This window comes from Microbacterium sp. BG28 (assembly GCF_034044005.1).
In the GTDB taxonomy this organism is placed as follows: domain Bacteria; phylum Actinomycetota; class Actinomycetes; order Actinomycetales; family Microbacteriaceae; genus Microbacterium.
In genome coordinates, this window is sequence record NZ_JAXCHA010000001.1 from 507310 (window position 1) to 526292 (window position 18983).

Sequence of the window (18983 nt, forward strand, 5' to 3'; positions counted from 1 at the left end):
GCCCACGCGCTGACCCCGTCGATCACCGTGCCCGCGGGCACCCGGGTGTCAGTGCTTCCACCGACATCCCGGGAGGCACCATGCCCGCTCTCTCCGCCGCGGTCGTTCTCGACCGCCTCTCCTTCTGGTGGCCGGACGGCACGGTCGCGCTGACCGAGGTCTCCGGCACATTCGGCACCGGCACCACGGGCCTCGTCGGACGCAACGGCTCCGGCAAGACCACTCTGCTGCGCCTGATCGCGGGCGAGCTGCATCCCACATCCGGTCAGCTCACCGTGGACGGCGACGTGGCCGTGCTGCCGCAGCGGCTCACCCTGGACGCCGACCGCCCCGTCGCCGATCTGCTGGGCCTCGGCGAGGTCCTGGCCGCTCTGCGCGCGGTCGAGGCGGGCGACGTGGACGCCCGCCACTTCGACACGATCGGGGACGACTGGGATGCCGAAGCGCGCGCCGTCGCCGCGCTCGACGCCGCCGGGCTTCCCGGCGATGCCCTCGACCGGCGCATCGGGCAGCTCTCCGGAGGCGAAGCCGTGCTTGTCGCGACCGCGGGGCTGCGGACCCGCCGGGCGGCGGTGACGCTTCTCGACGAACCGACCAACAATCTCGACCGCGCGGCACGCGTCCGCCTGCGTGGCCTGCTCGCGGACTGGCCGGGCGCCCTGATCGTCGTGAGCCACGATGTCGCGCTGTTGGACGGGATGTCGGAGACGGCGGAGCTGTACGCAAACCGCCTGACGCGTTTCGGTGGCGGCTACCGCGCGTGGCGCGAGCACCTGGAGAACGAGCAGGATGCGGCACGCGCCGCCGAGCGAGCCGCCGCATCCGCCGTGCGGCGCGAGAAGCGCCAGCGGATCGAGGCGGAGACGACGCTCGCCCACCGCGTGCGCACCGGCAACAAGGCACAGGTCGAGAAGCGGGTGCCGGGAATCATCTCCGGTGCACGCAAGCGCTCCGCGCAGGTGTCGGCAGGCAAGCTCCGTGGCATGGTCGCCGATCGCGAAGCCGCGGCGCGCACGGCGCTCGAGCGTGCCGAACGGCGCGTCCGCGACGACGAGAGCGTGCACCTCGATCTGCCCGACCCGCAGGTCGCCGCGGGCAGGCGGCTCGCCGAGATCGGCGACGATTCCCGCACATGGATCGTGCAGGGCCCGGAGCGGATCGCGATCGTCGGACCGAACGGCACCGGCAAATCGACTCTTCTCGAGCGGCTGGCGGCCGGAGCGGCGCGCGAGTCAGCCGAAACGGGCCCGGATGCCGGGGGCGGCGACCGTCAGGTCGGCCCGAGCTGGCTGCGTTCAGCTCTCGCGGTGCTGCTCACCGATCGGTTGGGCTACCTCCCGCAGCGCCTGGACGGGCTGGACGACGACGCGACGGTGCTGTCGGTCGTCACCGACGCCGCACCGAACGTGCCGACGGCGCAGCTGCGCAACCGGCTGGCGCGATTCCTGCTGCGGGGCGCCACCGTGGACCGCACCGTGGCGACCCTCTCCGGCGGTGAGCGGTTCCGGCTCTGCCTCGCACGCCTGCTGCTCGCCGACCCGCCGCCGCAACTGCTCCTGCTCGACGAGCCGACCAACAACCTCGACCTGGAGACCGTGGACCAGCTCGTCGATGCGCTCTCCGCCTACCGCGGTGCGGTGATCGTGGTCAGCCACGATGACGACTTCCTGTCCCGCCTGGGCATCGACACGGTCATCGAGATCGACGAGGAGGGGATGCGGGAGGGCGAACCGTTCATAGATGACGTATAGGAGCGTCAAGGGCGCCGCCTGACCCTGTCGGACACGATCGAGCGACAACACCCGCCGACATGTCAGGAGAAGACCGTGGCACGCATCCCGGATGCCGAGCAGACCCCCCGAGGCCCCGCCTACGAAGGCCGCCTGCTGGATCGGCCGGGCGAGGAGGTCGTCGACCAGGGCGCCCCGTTCGATGTCCGCACACTGATCACCCGTCGCGGCATCCTCGGACTCGTGGGACTGGGGCTGGGCACCGCGGCTCTCGCCGCCTGCGCTCCCGTGAGCTCCGCGAGCACGACATCGACCGCGACACCGACGCCCTCGGGCTCCGTCACGCCCGGATCGGCATCGGGAACGCTCCCCGCGGGCGAGATCCCCGACGAGACGGCGGGCCCCTACCCCGGCGACGGGTCCAACGGACCTGACGTGCTCGAGCAGAGCGGGATCCTGCGCAGCGACCTGCGGACGAGCATCGGCTCCTCGACCGCGGTCGACGGAGTCCCCCTGACCTTCACCCTCCGAGTGACCGACATGGCGAACGGCGACGCGCCCTTCGCCGGGGTCGCCGTCTACGCCTGGCACTGCGACGCGCAGGGTCGGTACTCGATGTACTCCGAGGGAGTCGAGAACGAGACCTGGCTGCGAGGCGTTCAGGTGGCCGACGCGAACGGGCAGGTGACGTTCACCTCGATCGTCCCCGGCTGCTACACCGGCCGGTGGCCCCACATCCACTTCGAGGTCTACCCGAGCATCGACGACATCACGGACGCGACGAACGCCATCGCCACCTCGCAGCTGGCGTACCCCGAGGCGCCCCTGGCGGACGTCTACGCGCTCGCCGCCTACGACGGCTCGGCCCGCAACCTCTCCCAAGTGTCGCTCTCCAGTGACAACGTCTTCGGCGAGGACGCGGGCGCGCTCCAGGTCGCCACCGTCACCGGGGACACGACGAACGGCCACACCGCCGCGCTCGCCGTCCGCGTCGACACGACGACGACGCCGTCCGCGGGCCAGGCGCCCGGCGGACGACGTTGATCAGCGACCGCCGTCGCGCCCGGCTCCGCCGATGCCGGGCGCGCCCGGCTGGCCGTAGGGACCGTGGTCGCCCGTCGCACGGTGGTCCTGGATCGGACGCACCGACGATCCGACACCGCGCATCATGCGCCATACCCAGACCGCGGTGAGCGCCCCGATCACCACCACGACGGCAAGGATCACCGCGAGGCTCTGCGTCACGATGCCGAGGACGACGGCGAGCACGGCGGCGAGTGCCAGCATCCCGAGGACCACTCCCAGGATCGCGCCGATCGATGGACGCCGGAGCGGCTGCTGCTCGTCATAGGGCGATGTGTCGTTCGTCATCCGTTGGCTCCCGTCGATGAGGAACCGCCCACGTTACCCAGGCCCACCGTGTTCGGCTGGCCGAGCGGCCCGAACTGTTCATAACCCGGACGCTCGCCGGGGCGGTGCTCCGGCGGCGGGGTATCGCGCAGGACGCGGGGCACCCACAGTGCGCCGAGCACGACGACGACGGCGCCGGCGATGATCGCGGCGACCGGGCTCTGGGTGACGGCGGCGGTGAAGCCGCCGATGACACCCGCCAGGACCAGCATGATGGCGGCGAAGGCCACGACGCGCCACGCCGAGGAGCGCACCGGGCGATCGTTCTCGTGATTCGTGTCCATGTCCGCCACGGTAAGCGCGGGGCCGTCACCTCGCACCCCGGTTGACCTCGGCGCCACCGGCGTCTAGGCCTGCGCTCTGAGCGCAATCCCCGCCCTGGTGTCGGCGGCTGCGGCCACAATGATCGGGTGAGTGATGTGCTCGGCCAGTTCTCCCCTGCCACGCAGGACTGGTTCCGGGGCGCCTTCGCCGCTCCGACGGATGCGCAGGCCGGAGCCTGGCACGCGATCTCCCAGGGACGCCATGCGCTCGTGGTCGCACCCACCGGCTCCGGAAAGACCCTGTCGGCCTTCCTCTGGGCGATCGACAGCGTGTTCCGCGAGCGGACGGCGTCCCCGGCCCCCGCCAAGGATGCGCCACGCACCCGCATCCTCTACATCTCCCCGTTGAAGGCGCTCGGCGTCGACGTGGAGCGCAACCTCCGCTCCCCGCTCGTGGGCATCGGCCAGTCCGCCCGGCGCCTGGGCCTCGCCGCACCCGATGTGCGGGTCGGCGTGCGCTCGGGCGACACGACGTCCTCCGATCGACGCAAGCTCGTGAGCGATCCGCCCGACATCCTCATCACGACACCGGAGTCGCTCTATCTGATGCTCACGAGCCAGGCGTCCGAGACCCTGCGCGGCGTGCACACCGTCATCATCGACGAGGTGCACGCGGTGGCGGCCACCAAGCGCGGGGCGCACCTGGCCGTCAGCCTTGAACGCCTCGATGCGCTGCTCGAGACTCCGGCGCAGCGCATCGGCCTGTCGGCGACGGTCCGCCCGATCGACGAGGTCGCACGGTTCCTGGGGGGCGCGGCACCCGTCGACATCGTCGCCCCCCGCGCCACCAAGGCCTTCGACATGACGGTCGTGGTACCGGTCTACGACATGCTGCATCCGCCGCCGCCTCCCGGGCAGCCGGCAGAAGCCCGGGGCGAGGACTGGTTCGCGTCGGACGGGGGCGAGAGCACCGAGGTCACGGGGTCACTGTGGCCACACGTCGAAGAGGCGATCGTCGACCGCATCCTCCAGCACCGCTCGACGATCGTCTTCTCGAACTCGCGCAGACTCGCCGAGCGCCTCACCGGCCGCCTGAACGAGATCTACAGCGAACGGCTGGGGCTCGACCTGCCCGACCCTGCCGTGCCTGCGGCGATGATGGCGCAGGCGGGGTCGACCGCCGGTGCCGAACCGGTGCTCGCCAAGGCGCATCACGGCTCCGTCTCCAAGGAGCAGCGCGCCATCGTCGAGGACGAGCTGAAGTCGGGCGTTCTTCGCTGCGTCGTGGCCACGAGCAGCCTGGAGCTGGGCATCGACATGGGAGCGGTCGATCTGGTGATCCAGGTCGAGGCGCCGCCGTCGGCCGCATCCGGACTGCAGCGCATCGGCCGCGCCGGTCACCAGGTCGGCGAGGTCAGTCGCGCGGCGCTGTTCCCGAAGCACCGCGGCGATGTGCTGCACACCGCGATCGTCACCGAGCGGATGCTGGCGGGTCGGATCGAGTCGATCCGCGTGCCGCAGAACCCGCTCGACATCCTCGCCCAGCAGACCGTCGCGGCCGCCGCACGGGGCGCGATCGAGGTCGAGGACTGGTTCGAGACCGTGCGGCGCAGCGCGCCCTTCCGCACGCTCCCCCGCTCCGCCTACGAGGCGACACTCGATCTTCTGGCAGGCCGCTACCCGTCCGACGAGTTCGCGGAGCTTCGCCCGCGGCTCGTGTGGGACCGTGATCACGGGACGCTCACCGGCCGTCCCGGCGCGCAACGGATCGCGGTGACCAGCGGCGGCACGATCCCCGACCGGGGCTTGTTCGGTGTGTTCGTCGCGGGCGAGAGCCAGAACGCCCGCGTCGGAGAACTCGACGAGGAGATGGTCTACGAGTCGCGGGTGAACGACGTGTTCACTCTCGGCACGACAAGTTGGCGCATCGTGGAGATCACGCACGACCGCGTCAACGTGGTGCCCGCATTCGGCCAACCCGGCAAGGTCCCGTTCTGGCACGGCGACGGGCTGGGCCGGCCGGCGGAACTCGGCGAAGCACTCGGCGCCTTCTCCCGCGAGGTGTCGGCGGCCGAGCCCGCCCGCGCCCGGGAGCGCCTGTCCGAGGCCGGGCTGGACGCCTTCGCGCAGGACAACCTGCTCGCCTATCTCGCGGAACAGCGCGAAGCGACCGGTTCGGTCCCCACCGATCGCTCGCTCACGGTGGAGCGCGGACGTGATGAGGTCGGTGACTGGCGCGTCATCCTCCATTCCCCGTACGGCATGCAGGTCCACGCCCCGTGGGCGCTGGCGGTGAACGCCCGCATCCGGGAGCGGCTGGGGGTCGAGGGGTCCGCCGTCGCCAGCGACGACGGGATCATCGCGCGCGTTCCCGACGCCGAGGCGGAACCGCCGGGCGCCGAGCTGTTCGTGTTCGACCCCGACGAGCTCGAGCAGATCGTCACCGATGAGGTCGGTGGCTCCGCGCTCTTCGCATCCCGATTCCGCGAGTGCGCCGCCCGCGCCCTGCTCATGCCGCGGACGAATCCCAACCGTCGTAGCCCCCTCTGGCAGCAGCGACAGCGTTCGGCGCAGCTGTTGGAGGTCGCGCGTCGTCACCCCACTTTCCCGATCATCCTCGAGACCCTGCGCGAAGTGCTGCAGGACGTCTACGACCTGCCTGCGCTGACCGGGATCGCCCGCAAGATCGCGGATCGCCGCATCCGTCTGGTCGAGACGACGACGTCGCAGCCCTCCCCGTTCGCGCGGGACCTGCTGTTCGGGTACGTCGGGGCCTTCATGTACGAGGGCGACTCACCGCTGGCCGAGCGCCGCGCCGCCGCGCTCTCGGTCGACCCGGCGCTCCTGGGTGAGCTGCTCGGCAAGATCGAGATGCGCGAGCTGCTCGATCCCGACGTCATCGCGCAGTTCGAACGGGAGGCGCAGCGACTCGACGACGAGCGCAAGGCCCACGGCCTCGAGGGCATCGCCGACCTTCTGCGCCTGCTCGGGCCTCTCGGCGTCGACGAGCTCGCGCTGCGCCTGACCGACGGCGAGCAGGCGGCGCGGTACGCGACGGAGCTGGTCGACGGCCGCCGCGCGATCCGGGTCGGCATCGCCGGAGCGGAACGGATCGCCGCGATCGAGGATGCGGGGCGGCTGCGCGACGCTCTCGGGGCCGCGCTCCCGGTGGGTCTGCCCGTGGCGTTCCTCGAACCGGTGGCGGATCCGCTCGGCGACCTGGTCGCGAGGTATGCCCGCACGCACGGTCCGTTCACCGCCGACCAGGTCGCCGAGCGGTTCGGCGTCGGGGTGGCTGTCGCACGGCACACGCTTCAACGATTGGAGTCGTCGGGCCGAGTCACGAGCGGCTTCTTCCTGCCAGAGTCCGCGGCGCGCCGCAGCGACGACACCGAGTGGTGCGACAGCGAGGTGCTCCGACGATTGCGGATGCGGTCGCTGGCCGCCATCCGGGGCAGCGTCGAGCCCGTCTCCCCCGACGCCTTCGCCCGTTTCCTCCCGGTGTGGCAGCACGTGACCCGGCCCCTGGAGGGGATCGACGGCGCCCTCGCCGTCATCGAACAGCTCGCCGGCGTGCCGATCCCCGCCAGCGCCTGGGAATCCCTCGTCCTGCCCTCGCGGGTCAGGGATTACACCCCGTCGATGCTCGACGAACTGACGGCCACGGGCGAGGTCGTCTGGGCCGGACATGGCGCGCTCCCCGGCCGCGACGGATGGGTGTCGCTGCATCCTGCCGACGCCGCAACCCTGACTCTGGCCGTCCCCGAGGACGAGGTCGCGGCCGATTCGCTCGACGCCCGCATCCTCGAGGTGCTCGCCGCCGGCGGCGCGTACTTCGCCGCGCAGGTGCGCGAGCTCACGCAGGCGGAGAACGAGCAGTCCACCATCGATGCCCTCTGGCGACTGGCATGGGCGGGCAGGGTGACCAACGACACCTTCGCCCCCGTGCGCGGGCTGCTCTCCGGCGGATCGCAGGCGCATCGGGTGGCCCGGCGGGCGCCGCGCGCCCGGATGTTCCGCGGCACGAGCATTCCCCGGCCGACGGCTCCGGCGCGGCCCGCATCCGTCGGCGGGCGGTGGTCGCTGCTGCCGATGCCGGAGAGCGACCCGACGCTGCGTCACACAGCCGCGGCATCGCTGCTGCTGGATCGCTACGGCGTCGTGACCCGCGGCTCCGTGCAGAACGAGGGCCTGCCCGGCGGTTTCGCCCAGGCGTACCGGGTGCTCGCCCAATTCGAGCAGGCGGGACACTGTCGACGCGGCTACCTCATCGAGAAGCTGGGCGCAGCGCAGTTCGCCGCGTCGGCGACGATCGACCGGCTCCGCGAGTACGCCGCAGCGGGCGACCCACCGCCTCGCAAAGGCGTCACCCTCGCGGCGACCGACCCCGCGAACCCGTACGGGGCGGCGCTCGGCTGGCCGGCGCGCGAGGGCGTCAAGCATCGCCCCGGGCGCAAGGCGGGAGCACTGGTCGTGCTTGTCGACGGCGACCTCGTGCTGTACCTGGAGCGCGGCGGCAAGACGGCACTGAGCTTCACCGACGACGAGGACGCGCTGGCCGCCGCCGCAGCGTCGCTGGCCCAGACGGCGCGCGCCGGCAGGCTCGAGACCCTCACGATCGAGCAGGTCGACGGCGCCTTCGTCTTCGGCACGGTGCTGGGCCGGTTGCTGCGCGACGCCGGCTTCGTCGAGTCCACACGAGGCCTGACGCTGCGACGACTCACCGCCGGCGACGCCGCGCGAGCGGAGCGGTCGACGCGTGCCTGAGGGCGATACCGTCTACCGCGCGGCGGCCCGCCTGCAGGCCGCCCTCGCGGGGCGCGTCGTCGAGCGGTTCGATCTGCGCATTCCGCAGCTCGCGACACTCGACCTTCGGGGTCAGACGGTGCACGCGGTCGTGCCGCGCGGCAAGCACCTGCTCGCGCGCATCGGCGATCAGACGCTGCACTCCCATCTGAAGATGGAGGGCGAATGGCACGTCTACGCCCCCGGTGCCCGATGGCGCAAGCCCGCTTTCAAGGCCCGCGCGATCGTCGGCGTCGCCACAGCGGATGCCGTCGGTTTCGACCTGGCCATGATCGACGTCGTCCCGACGGTGCGGGAGGACGACCTCGTCGGCTACCTCGGCCCCGATCCGCTCGGCGCAGACTGGGATGCTGCCGAGGCGGTCCGCAGGCTCGGAGCCGATACTCGCGCCGCGCACGTCGCTGTGCTCGATCAGCGCAACGTCGCGGGCTTCGGCAACGTCTACGCGAACGAGCTGCTGTTCGTGCGGGGCATCCATCCCGAGACGCCCGCGACCGAGATCGACGCCGCCGGACTCATCGAGACCGGTGCCCGCATGATCCGCGCCAACCGGGACCGTGCGGCACGCACCTTCACCGGTCAGGACCGCGCGGGGCAACGCACGTGGGTGTACGGCCGCGCCGGCAGGCCGTGCCGTCGGTGCGGCACCCTCATCCGCGAGACGACGTTGGGCGCCTCGCCGACGGCCGAACGTAACGTGTTCTGGTGCCCGCGCTGCCAGCCCGCACCCGCTTGACCTCTCGCTCCCTGAACGGCTCCTCCCGACCCGCCGGCTGCCGGCCGCTGAGTTCCGCGGCCCGTCGTCGCCGCCCGGGCATGTCCCACTTTCCGCGGGCCATGTCCCACTTTCCGCAGAAACCCGGCCCGAAAAGTGCAGCAAGTGGGACATGGCGCGGGAAGCTCGCCCCAGGCGGTGGATGCGGGAGATGCCGGTGGCTGACGGGCCGGGAGATCAGTGGCCGATGTAGCGCCCGGGCCGGTGGTTCATGGCCAGGACCAGGTTCAGCAGCACCGCGCCGATCGCGCTCAGCAGCACGGCGGGCGCCGGGATCACCAGCAGCGAGATCAGGATGATCACGAGGTCGAGGATCAGCTGGGTCCAGCCGGCACGGAAACCGGTGCGCTCTTGGATCAGCAGAGCGACGATGTTGATGCCGCCCAGGCTCGCCCTGTGGCGGAAGAGGATCAGCAGACCGACGCCTGCCAGCAGGTTGCCGCCGAGCGTGCCGTAGATCGGGTCCAGGCTCTCGATGCGCAGGAGGGCGTGGTGCACGACCGACCACCCCGACACGAGGGCGATCGAGACCGCCGTCCGCAGGGTGAAGTCCCATCCCTTCTTCCAGATCGCGAGCACGGCGAAGGGAAGGTTCACGACGGCGAAGATCAGCCAGAACGGCCACGAGGTCGCATAGTCGAACAGCAGCGCGACGCCCGCGGTGCCGCCGGTGACCGAGCCCGCCGACTGCAGCAGGTACAGACCGAGCGAGGCCGCGAACGTGCCGGTCAGAATGCCGAGGATGTCCTCCGGCACGCTGTGCGCCGTCTGCTTGATGTCGAAGACGAGCGTCGAGGCGGTCTCGGGGGCGCTCGGGCGTGCTCCGAGCTCCGGTTCCATCGCGTCGACGGCGGGCTCGGGGGGCTCCGGATGCGGCTCGTTCACGTCGTCCATCGTGCCACCTGGAGGAGGCGGCCCCGATCCGCCGTCAGATCGTCGAGGCGTGCGGCGCAACCCGCATCCGATCCCGCGTCGGCTCCGAATAGGGTTCGAGGTCGGAAGAGTGCCGGGTCGGGAATGAAACCCCGTACCGGATCGTTTCGATCAGTGCTGGCACCTCGAGGTCCGGAGGAGGCGATCGTGGGCAAGAACTACATCGATATCGAGAACGAGCGCGGTGAGATGCTGCGCTACCGCAAGCACGTGAACGGACGCGGGCTCATCGCGAACGGCGCGAAGGTGCACCCGACGGCCGTCGTCGAAGCGGGCGCCTATGTGGAGCCCGGCGCGCAGATCGCTGCTGACGTCTATGTCGGCCGCGGGGCGTGGATCGAGAGCGACGTCGTGATCGGACCGAAGGTCAAGATCGCACCGCACGCGCACATCGGTTCCCGCGCACACGTGGGCGCCGGCGCGCAGATCGGCGTGCGCACGCAGATCGGCCCCGGCGCGAGTGTCGCCGGCGGTTCGCTGATCGGCGACGACCAGACCATCGCCCAGGGCGAGCGTGTGGCCACCGACCGTCGGGGGCTTCGCTCCGCCGCCTGAGCGCACCGCATCCGTCACCCGCTTCGTTCGCCTGTCCCAGATCGCGCCCACCGGCGCGAGATGTGACAGGCGAACTGTCGTTTCAGGACTGCGGATCACGGCACGGGGGCGGGATAGCCTGGGGGTATGGCTGGTCGAGGGGCACCGAAGGGCGGCAAGAAGCCCGCACGCTCCGCCTCGCCCCGCAGCAGCGGCGCACATCGGCCCGCCACGAAGAGCTCACCCCGCACTCCCCCGAAGAAGGCGGTCCCGACTCCGGCGCCGCAGATCCCCGAGGGCCCGTTCCGCCTCGGCGCGATTGCGGGGGCCACGCCCGGCAAGTGGATCGACATCTGGCAGGACCGGATGCCGCGCACGCCGCTCGAACTCGTGCCGCTCGAGGTCGCCGCGCAGGAGCAGGCGTTGCAGAGCGGCCAGGTGGATGCGGCGCTGGTCCGTCCGCCCGTGGACACCGAGCGTTGGCATCTCATCCGCCTCTACGAGGAGACGATCGTCGTCGCCTTCTCGGCCGACTCGCACCTCGCCGCGGGAGATGAGCTCACGCCGGATGACCTCGTCGGCGAAGTGCTCATCGTCCCGGCGGACGACGTGCTCGACCCGCACGTCGTCGGCACCGTCGCACCCGCCTTCGAGGCACCGCCGACGACGGCGGACGCCATCGAGATCGTCGCGTCAGGTGTGGGCATCGTGATCGTCCCGATGTCGCTCGCCCGACTGCACCACCGCAAGGACGTCGAGTACCGAACGCTCTCCGGCGCGGCGACCTCGCCCGTCGGATTCGCATGGCCGCGCGAGGGTGCGTCGCCGCTCGTCGACACTTTCATCGGCATCGTCAGAGGCCGCACCGCGCAGTCGTCGCGCGACTGAGCGACCGCCGCGGAGAGCACCACAGCCGCGCCATAGAATCGCAGGATGGATTCCCGCCCGCTGCTGTACCTCTGCGCGCGCCCGCAGCGGGATGCGGCCGAAGCGGAGTGGGCGTCGTTCCGCGTCGCGATGGGGCGCGACGCCGACGGACTCCACGCGTGGGATCTGGTTTCCGACGCGCTTGCGCCCGACGCGGTCGATCGCTACGCCGGGTTCGTCGTCGGCGGCAGCCCCTTCAACGTGACGACGTCCGATAAGGGAGCCGTGCAGAGCCGGCTCGAGGACGACCTCGCCCGCGTGGCCGAGGCGGCCGCATCCGGCGCGACACGGGCGATGTTCACCTGTTACGGCATCGGCGTCGTCACCCGCGTCTTCGGGGGCACCGTTGCCGACACGTATCCCGAGGGCACGGGGGCGACGACCGTCGCCCTGACGGATGCGGGGCGTCGCGACCCGGTGTTCGGCGACCTGCCCGCGCGATTCGACGCCTTCACGGCGCACAAGGAGGGCACCGACATCCTGCCCTCCGATGCCGTGCTGCTCGCCACCAACGAGGACTGCCCCGTGCAGGCCTACCGCATGGGCGAGGGCCTGTACACGACGCAGTTCCACCCCGAGCTCACGCCGCAGGACTTCACCGCACGCATGCGGATCTACCGCGACGGCGGCTACTTCGATCCGAGCGAGTTCGACGCGGTGGCGGCGCGCGTACTGGCCTCCCCGGTCACCGAACCCGCCCGCATCCTGCACGCCTTCGCGCGCCTCTGAGAGACGATCGTTTCAGCGGCGGCGCAACCGCTGCGCGACGCGCACGGCGGTGACGAGGGCTATGACCGTCGCGGCGCAGACGGCTGCCGTGCCGATCGCCGCGCTGTGCGGCTGATCGGTCAGGCGCCCCACGGCGAGCCACGAGAGTCCCCAGCACAGAGCGAGAGAGGGCGCGACGCGGCCGAACCAGGCGATACCGCATCCGATCGCCGCCACGACGACCAGAACGAGGATGCCCCAGACATCCGCCGCCTCCTCGGCACCGGCGGGCAGAATGCGGGTGAGCCACGCGGCGGTGTTCGCGACCGTCGCGAGCGTCACCCACCCGAGGTGGAGTCCGGTCACACCGTCGATCAGCACGGCGGACACGGCGCCCTCGCGCGGCTGCATGATGGCGCGGCGCCACGTGATCGCGAGGGCCGCGAGAAGCAGCACGATGACGAGCACGGTCAGCGGCAGCGTGGTGAACTGCGCCGAGACCAGCCAGAGCCCGTTGAGCACCTCTGTCGCAGCGATCAGCCACCCGAGGCGCCGCTGGCGCTCACTCGAGCGCTGGCCGGGCAGCGCCTGCCAGATCGCGTAGGCGATGAGCCCCAGATAGACGGCCGACCAGATCGAGAAGGCTTGCCTGGCGGGAGCGAGATAGCTCGCGTCGGCGTCGAGGGCACCGTCCTGCAGGTCCTGCACGGCGGTGCCGCCGAACAGCCCGGTGCCGACCATGGCCGCGACCAGCATGAAACCGGTCGCGGCCAGGACGGCGATCTGGCGCGTGAGGTCGGATGAGCGCGAGGTGGCGACGTTCATGCCTTAACGCTAGATAATCTAGCTATCTCGCGCCAGGGGTTGACAGCTTCGCCGCTCGCTCAGCGGTAGCTCGAGAGCACCCGCTGAGACTCGCGCTCCGCCTTCTCGTTCGCCTTCCCTTCGCGCGAGCCCGCGAGCTTCGCACGGATGTGGTCGCCCACGGTGATCGGTTCGTACAGATCCGGGTGCTCCGCGTCGACGCAGGACGGCAGGGTCTCGATGAGTGCATCGACGTCGCCGTCGTGGAAGAAGGCTGCCGATCGGCGACGCTCGATCGTCCCGTCGATCACGGGCGGCTTGACGCGGTGCAGGGTCGACATCCACCGCTCGTTCGTCCAGCGCGCCGTCACGTCGCCGAGGTTGATCAGGAGCGCGTCATCGGCGGGCGCGACGTCGTTCCACGACCCGTCCGCACCGAGCACTTGCAGCCCCTTCACCTGGTCGGCCCACAGGATCGTCACGATGCCGTAGTCGGTGTGCTCCCCCATCCCGATGAGGTCGCCGTCGAGCGTCACGTCGGTGCCGGGCGGCAGCGCGTAGTTGTTCATCCGCATGACGTCGAGGGAATGGCCGGTACGCCGGTCGAAGAAGTCGGGCTCCAGCCCGAGCGCGTCGGCGAAGATGCGGGTCATCGTGCGGGCCACGCGCGCCGCCTCGGCGAAGTACGCCTGCACCTGCGCCTCGAAGCCGTCGAGGTCGGGCCACAGGTTGTCGGCGTACTCCGGCTGCGGAAGATCCGGGGATGCGGGATAGTCGGACTGCGCGGCACCGACGTTGAACGCCTCGAAGAAGTCGTTCATCCGATTCGCCGACTCGACGCCGAGAGAGAGGCTGAGGGACTCGGACTTGGGCGGACTGTAGCCGCGGTTGATCTGCGGGGGTGTGCGATAGGACTTCTTCTGCTCCAGGTCGAGGGCGAAGAAGCGGTCCATCGCGTCGGTGAGGCCCGCGGTGACCGCATCCGGAATCCCGTGTCCGGTGATCTGGATGAAGCCGACCGTGCGGCAGGCGTCGTCGATCGCGCGCGCGACCTCGGCTTTCGCCTCGGGGCTACCGTCGGTGACGTATGCGGTGATGTCGACGAGAGGGACGTGGAAGGTCATGGCGACTCCTGGGTGAGGATCGCCCTCGGAAGGGCGACCGATGGGTATCGAGGTAGCCACTTCACGGTTTCCCACCGCGGCTTTCGACGGCCGCGGCGCGTGTTTACATGAACGCTGCCGTCAGGCTAGACGGCTCGCGTTTCCCCCGCGTTACATCTCGCACGGCCGCCCGGTCGAGAAGGGACGCGAGGCGCTTGTAGATTCGGAGGGTTCGCGATGAAGGGGGATCACCACCATGACGGTTGAGTTGCCGGGGCTTCCGCCCCTGACGTGGACCCACGGCGAGGGCCGGCACCACGGGGAAGGTGACGCGCTGGTACTCACCTCCGACGCGGAGGTCGACTGGTCGAACGACGCGACCGGCGCACCGGCGTCGCACACCTCGACGAGTCTCTCTTTCGAGATCGACGAGCCCTTCCAGCTGGTCGCCCTGGTGTCGGTGGACTCTCCCCGCACGACCTTCGACGCCGCCGTGCTCACCCTGTGGGTGGACGAGGACTGCTGGGCGAAGCTGTGCTTCGAGTACTCGCCGCACGGCGAGGAGATGGTCGTGAGCGTCGTGACGGATCGCTTCTCCGATGACGCGAACGGCCCCGTCGTCTTGGAGGGATCGGTCTGGCTCCGGGTGTCGAGCCTTCCGGCGGGCGCGTACGCGTTCCACTACTCCGTGAACGGGACCACTTGGCACTTCGTGCGTCAGTTCCGACTCAGCACGTCGACGCGCCCGCGGGTCGGTTTCATGTCGCAGGCTCCCATGGGCCCCGCCGCGACCTCGCGGTTCTCGCAGATCTCCCTCGTTCGCGAGCAGCTCGCCGACGTGCGCGACGGGAGCTGAGCGCCGCCGGGTGTCAGGGCAGCGGCGGGCCGAGCACCACGGCGGCGTCGGCGGGGACGGTGACGCCTGCCGTGCCCGGCGACGCCGGGACGGTGGCGAGCAGTACGACCTCCGCCGCGTCGAGCGGCACGTCCCACGGCTCGGCCGCGAGGTTCACGACGATCCGCAGCGGCCCCCGCCCCAGCACGAACCGCCGCGCCGACGGCGCCGCATCCGGTCGCTCGATCGCGGCGGACAGGTGCGCCGACGTGGGATCGGTGAGCTCGGGCCGCTCACGCCGCAGCCGCGCGAGGTCGCGGTAGAGCGCCAGGATGCGGGCGTGCTCACCCGTCTCGGCCTCCTCCCACGCGAGCTTGGCGCTCTGGAACGTCGCCGGATCCTGCGGGTCGGGCACCGCCGCCTCGTCCCAGTCGGTCTTCGCGAACTCCTCCGCACGTCCCTTCCGCACCGCCTCGCCGAGCCACTCCTCCGGATGCGAGGTGAAGAACGGCCACGGGGTCGACGCACCCCACTCCTCGCCCATGAAGAGCATGGGCGTGCCGGGCGCCGTCAGCGTCAGCACCGCGGCGACCGCCAACCGGTCGGGCGACAGCGTCGCGCTCAGCCGGTCGCCCGCGGCGCGGTTGCCGATCTGGTCGTGGTCCTGGGCGAAGGTCACGAGACGCCAGGTCGGCACCTCCGCCGGGATCGGATGCCCGTGGTGGCGCTCGCGGAACGACGAGTACGTGCCGTCGTGGAAGAACCCGCGCGTCCAGACCTTCTCCAGAGCGTCGGATGCGGCGAAGTCCGCGTAGTAGCCGCTGACCTCGCCGGTGAGCGCGACGTGCACGGCATGATGCCAGTCGTCGCTCCACTGCGCGGCCAGTCCGTAGCCGCCGGCCTCGCGCGGCAGGATCAGCGTGGGGTCGTTCATGTCGCTCTCGGCGATGAGGGTGAGCGGACGTCCGACATGCGCCGAGTGGGCGTCGACCGCCTCCGCCATCTCGCGCAGGATGTGGACGGGCCGCTCGTCGTGCAGCGCGTGCACCGCATCCAGTCGCAGAGCGTCGACATGGTAGTCCCGCAACCACATGAGGGCGTTCTCGACGATGTAGGCGCGGACGGCGGGCTCGTCGAGGTTGACGGAGTCGCCCCACGTGTTGCGCGTTCCCTCGCGCAGGTACGGACCGAACTCCGGAAGGTAGTTCCCGGAGGGGCCGAGGTGGTTGTACACGACGTCCTGCACGACGGCGAGACCCGCGGCGTGGGCCGCGTCCACGAAGCGGGCGTAGGCCGCCGGGCCGCCGTAGGCCTCGTGCACGGTGTACCAGGCGACGCCGTCGTAGCCCCAGTTCCAGACGCCGTTGAACCCGTTCACCGGCAGCAGCTCGATGTGGCTGACACCGAGTTCGACCAGGTGCGGCAGGCGCTCGATCGCCGCATCTAGGGTCCCCTCCGGTGTGAACGTGCCGAGGTGCAGCTCGTAGATCAGACCGCCCGCCAGCTGCCGGCCGGTCCACGCCGCGTCCGTCCACGCGAACGCGGCGGTGTCGACCCACGCGGATGCCGCGTGCACGCCGTCGGGCTGCCGGCGCGAGCGCGGATCGGGGCGCACCTCGCCGTCGTCGAGCACGAACCCGTACCGCTCGCCATCGGCGAGATCGGCCGGCGTCCGCCACCATCCGCCCGCCGCGGCGGCCAGCTCGGTCTCGCGGCCGAGTCCGTCACCCGACCGCATCCGCACGCGCCGCGCCTTGGGCGCCCAGAGTTCGATCATCGTCTCGTCCTCGTCTCGTGGCTCGGTCGTCATCCGCGCGGCGCGGCGAGCGCGACCGGCGTGAGCAGCGCGACCGGGTAGGTCGCGAGCAGTGCATCGAGCGGGATCCGCTCGGTGTCGAAGACCCGCCCGGTCAGCTCGTCCTGCACGGCGCCGGCGGGATGCAGCAGTGCGGCGTCGCCCCATCCGCCGCGGGCCGCGAGGCCCACCGGCAGCCGGGTCGCGACCGCGATCGCCCCGCCGCGATCGAAGGCCACCGCGTGCCCGGCAGCGGCGCCGGTCACGGTGACCGGCGTGTAGCGGGTGAACAGGTGCGGGCGGTCGCGACGCAGCCGCAGCGCGCGGGAGACCAGCAGGAGCTTGGCGGCAGCGCTCTCGTCAACGGGCGGCACGAGTCCTTCATCCAGCTGCGCGAGCGTGGCGGCGCGGGCCGCGAAGTCGACGTGGCGACGGTTGTCCGGGTCGACGAGCGACTGCTCCCACAGCTCGGAACCCTGGTACACGTCGGGGACGCCGGGGCCGGCGAGCTGGAGGATCTTGGCGGACAGTCCGTTCGAGTACCCGGCCGGGGCGATCTCGGCGACGAACGACTCCACGAGCGCGCGCGCCTCACCGAACGCGGCGTCGACGACGGCATGCATCCGCCGCTCGAAGTCCTCGTTCACGTCGAGCCAGCTGGTCGCGTCGCCGGCCTCGCGCGCGGCCTTCTCGGCGTAGGCGTGGAGACGCTCGGCGCTCGCGGGCCAGGCGCCGACGACGGCCTGCCAGAGCAACGCGTCGAAGGGCCCGTGACCGGTCGTCGCGATCTCACGCAGTGCGTCCAGCGTCTCCGCCCACCGCTCGGGGATCTCCGCCAGGACATCGAGGCGCGCCCGCACGTCCTCGCCGCGTTTCGTGTCGTGCGTCGACAGCGTGGTGAGCGAGTGCGGCCACGAGGCCTGCCTGCGGGCGAAGGCGTCGTGGAACCCCGCGACGTCGAGTGCGAACTCGGACGGGTCTCCCCCGACCTCGGTCAGCGACCCGAGACGCGTGAATCGATAGAACGCGGTGTCCTCCACCCCCTTCGCCATGACGGGCCCGGTCGTCTGCTGAAAGCGCTGCGCGAGCTCGCTCGACCCGTCGGCGAGCAGCGGCACGAGAGCGGCGATCGCCTCCGCGAGATCCGGACGGGCAGCGGATGCGGCCTCCGCCGCCTCGTCGAGCCACGCGCGGCCCGCCGGCAGGTAGCTGCGGTAGGTCGGGAACAGGGCGAGGAGTTCGGCCAGGGCGTCTCGCGCTCCGGGGACCGGGGTCGGCAGCAGGCGCACCAGCCGCGCGACCTCGGACGCCTGGATCGTGTCGGCGATCTGGCGCTTCGTGCCGTGGATGAGCTCGCCCCACGACGGTGCCGACGCAAGACCGGTCTCGATGCGCAGCTGCGCATCGAGCGCGTCGAGTCCCGCACGCCCCGCGGGGTCGACGAGCACGCGCTCGATCTCGCCGAGGGCGTCGTAGCCGGTCGTGCCGACCGTGTGCCACCAGGAGGGCAGCTCCTCGCCGTGCTCGAGGATCTTCTCGACCCAGACCGGCAGACCGTTCGTGACCTCGGCCAAGCGCGCGAGGTATCCGCCCGGGTCGCGCAGGCCATCGGGGTGGTCGACACGCAGGCCGTCCACGAGCCCCTCGCGCACCCACCGCAGGATCTCGACGTGCGCGTCGTCGAAGACGTGCGGGTCCTCGACGCGGACGGCGGCGAGCGTCGTCACGGCGAAGAACCGGCGGTAGTTCAGCAGCGCGCCCTCGTCGCGCCAGAAGCGCAGTTCGTAGTGCTGCCGGTCGAGCACCGCGGCGACGTCGTCGGGCTCGAGGCCGTCGAGCGAGCCCGGGGCGAGCGGCAGTTCGTGGTCGTAGTACCGCAGGAGTCCGTCGGGAGCGTCCGGGGCGGGTGTCGGGTCGATCGTGATCTCGCCGATCACCTCCGCGAGCGGGGCGCCGAGGATCGGCAGCCGCACCCGGCCGTCGTCGAGCGCACGATCCACATCGAAGGCGGCCGCGCGCCCGGACGCCTCACCGAGGCGGAGGTAGTCCCACCACCACGGGTTCTCGCGCGGGATCGAGACGCCCATGTGGTTGGGAACGATGTCCACGAGCACGCCGAGCCCCGCGTCATGGGCGGCGGCCACGAATCGGCCGAGCGCCTCACCCCCGCCGCGGGCGGGGTCGACGAGGGACGGATCGACGACGTCGTAGCCGTGATCGGAGCCTGTGGTCGCCTTCAGCAGGGGCGACAGGTAGACCCACCCCACGCCGAGGTCGGCGAGGTAGGGCACGACGGCGGCAGCCGCATCCAGATCGAAGCTCGGACGGATCTGCAGGCGGTAGGTCGAGGCGGGCAGCAT

The 18983-nt window shown here is 71.3% G+C and carries 15 protein-coding genes; 8 read left to right on the top strand and 7 right to left on the bottom strand.

Annotation, left to right across the window (positions count from 1 at the left end; all coding sequences use genetic code 11):
* The first annotated feature begins 80 nt into the window (after positions 1-80).
* Together SK224_RS02610 and SK224_RS02615 are read left to right on the top strand one after the other, a co-directional pair.
* Positions 81-1751 carry an ABC-F family ATP-binding cassette domain-containing protein gene (locus SK224_RS02610; RefSeq protein ID WP_320433241.1) on the top strand — a complete coding sequence of 557 codons (1671 nt, stop codon included), beginning with the start codon at positions 81-83 and terminating at the stop codon, positions 1749-1751.
* 75 nt (positions 1752-1826) lie between these two features.
* On the top strand, positions 1827-2774 hold the full coding sequence (locus tag SK224_RS02615; protein ID WP_320433242.1) for an intradiol ring-cleavage dioxygenase: 948 nt from the start codon (positions 1827-1829) through the stop codon (positions 2772-2774).
* On the opposite strand, the gene SK224_RS02620 is transcribed toward SK224_RS02615, so the two are convergent.
* Entirely contained in the window at positions 2775-3101 is a 327-nt protein-coding gene (locus tag SK224_RS02620; protein ID WP_309734907.1) for a hypothetical protein, read from the bottom strand.
* A complete protein-coding gene (locus tag SK224_RS02625) occupies positions 3098-3424 on the bottom strand; it encodes a hypothetical protein (protein ID WP_320433243.1) in 327 nt (108 codons plus the stop codon). Before SK224_RS02625 ends, SK224_RS02620 begins: the two co-directional genes overlap by 4 nt.
* A 126-nt stretch (positions 3425-3550) precedes the next feature.
* On the opposite strand from SK224_RS02625, the gene SK224_RS02630 reads away from it, so the two are divergent.
* Together SK224_RS02630 and SK224_RS02635 are read left to right on the top strand one after the other, a co-directional pair.
* Entirely contained in the window at positions 3551-8170 is a 4620-nt protein-coding gene (locus SK224_RS02630; protein WP_320433244.1) for an ATP-dependent helicase, read from the top strand.
* Entirely contained in the window at positions 8163-8945 is a 783-nt protein-coding gene (locus SK224_RS02635) for a DNA-formamidopyrimidine glycosylase family protein (RefSeq protein WP_320433245.1), read from the top strand. Before SK224_RS02630 ends, SK224_RS02635 begins: the two co-directional genes overlap by 8 nt.
* 216 nt (positions 8946-9161) lie before the next feature.
* On the opposite strand, the gene SK224_RS02640 is transcribed toward SK224_RS02635, so the two are convergent.
* The gene (locus tag SK224_RS02640) at positions 9162-9824 is read right to left on the bottom strand and encodes a YitT family protein (RefSeq protein ID WP_320433788.1); all 663 of its coding nucleotides are present in this window, start codon (positions 9822-9824) and stop codon (positions 9162-9164) included.
* 240 nt (positions 9825-10064) lie between these two features.
* On the opposite strand from SK224_RS02640, the gene SK224_RS02645 reads away from it, so the two are divergent.
* From SK224_RS02645 to SK224_RS02655, 3 genes are all read left to right on the top strand, one after another.
* Positions 10065-10472, top strand: coding sequence for a transferase (locus tag SK224_RS02645; protein ID WP_137418107.1), 408 nt, complete (start codon positions 10065-10067; stop codon positions 10470-10472).
* A 126-nt stretch (positions 10473-10598) separates the two neighbouring features.
* The gene (locus tag SK224_RS02650) at positions 10599-11339 is read left to right on the top strand and encodes a LysR family substrate-binding domain-containing protein (RefSeq protein ID WP_320433246.1); all 741 of its coding nucleotides are present in this window, start codon (positions 10599-10601) and stop codon (positions 11337-11339) included.
* Between the two features lie 45 nt (positions 11340-11384).
* The gene (locus tag SK224_RS02655; protein WP_320433247.1) at positions 11385-12107 is read left to right on the top strand and encodes a glutamine amidotransferase-related protein; all 723 of its coding nucleotides are present in this window, start codon (positions 11385-11387) and stop codon (positions 12105-12107) included.
* A gap of 12 nt (positions 12108-12119) precedes the next feature.
* Here SK224_RS02655 and SK224_RS02660 read toward each other — a convergent pair whose 3' ends face one another.
* The gene (locus tag SK224_RS02660; protein WP_320433248.1) at positions 12120-12911 is read right to left on the bottom strand and encodes a tryptophan-rich sensory protein; all 792 of its coding nucleotides are present in this window, start codon (positions 12909-12911) and stop codon (positions 12120-12122) included.
* 59 nt (positions 12912-12970) lie between these two features.
* Positions 12971-14014, bottom strand: a complete 1044-nt coding sequence (locus tag SK224_RS02665; protein WP_320433249.1) for an isopenicillin N synthase family dioxygenase — start codon at positions 14012-14014, stop codon at positions 12971-12973.
* A 235-nt stretch (positions 14015-14249) separates the two neighbouring features.
* Here SK224_RS02665 and SK224_RS02670 point away from each other — a divergent pair, with 235 nt between their 5' ends.
* On the top strand, positions 14250-14849 hold the full coding sequence (locus SK224_RS02670) for a DUF1349 domain-containing protein (RefSeq protein ID WP_320433250.1): 600 nt from the start codon (positions 14250-14252) through the stop codon (positions 14847-14849).
* A gap of 13 nt (positions 14850-14862) precedes the next feature.
* Here SK224_RS02670 and treZ read toward each other — a convergent pair whose 3' ends face one another.
* Complete coding sequence (gene treZ, locus SK224_RS02675; RefSeq protein ID WP_320433251.1) at positions 14863-16605, bottom strand: malto-oligosyltrehalose trehalohydrolase; 1743 nt, start codon at positions 16603-16605, stop codon at positions 14863-14865.
* A gap of 29 nt (positions 16606-16634) precedes the next feature.
* Positions 16635-18983 (bottom strand): malto-oligosyltrehalose synthase, encoded by a 2349-nt coding sequence (gene treY, locus SK224_RS02680; protein ID WP_320433252.1) that lies wholly within the window; start codon positions 18981-18983, stop codon positions 16635-16637.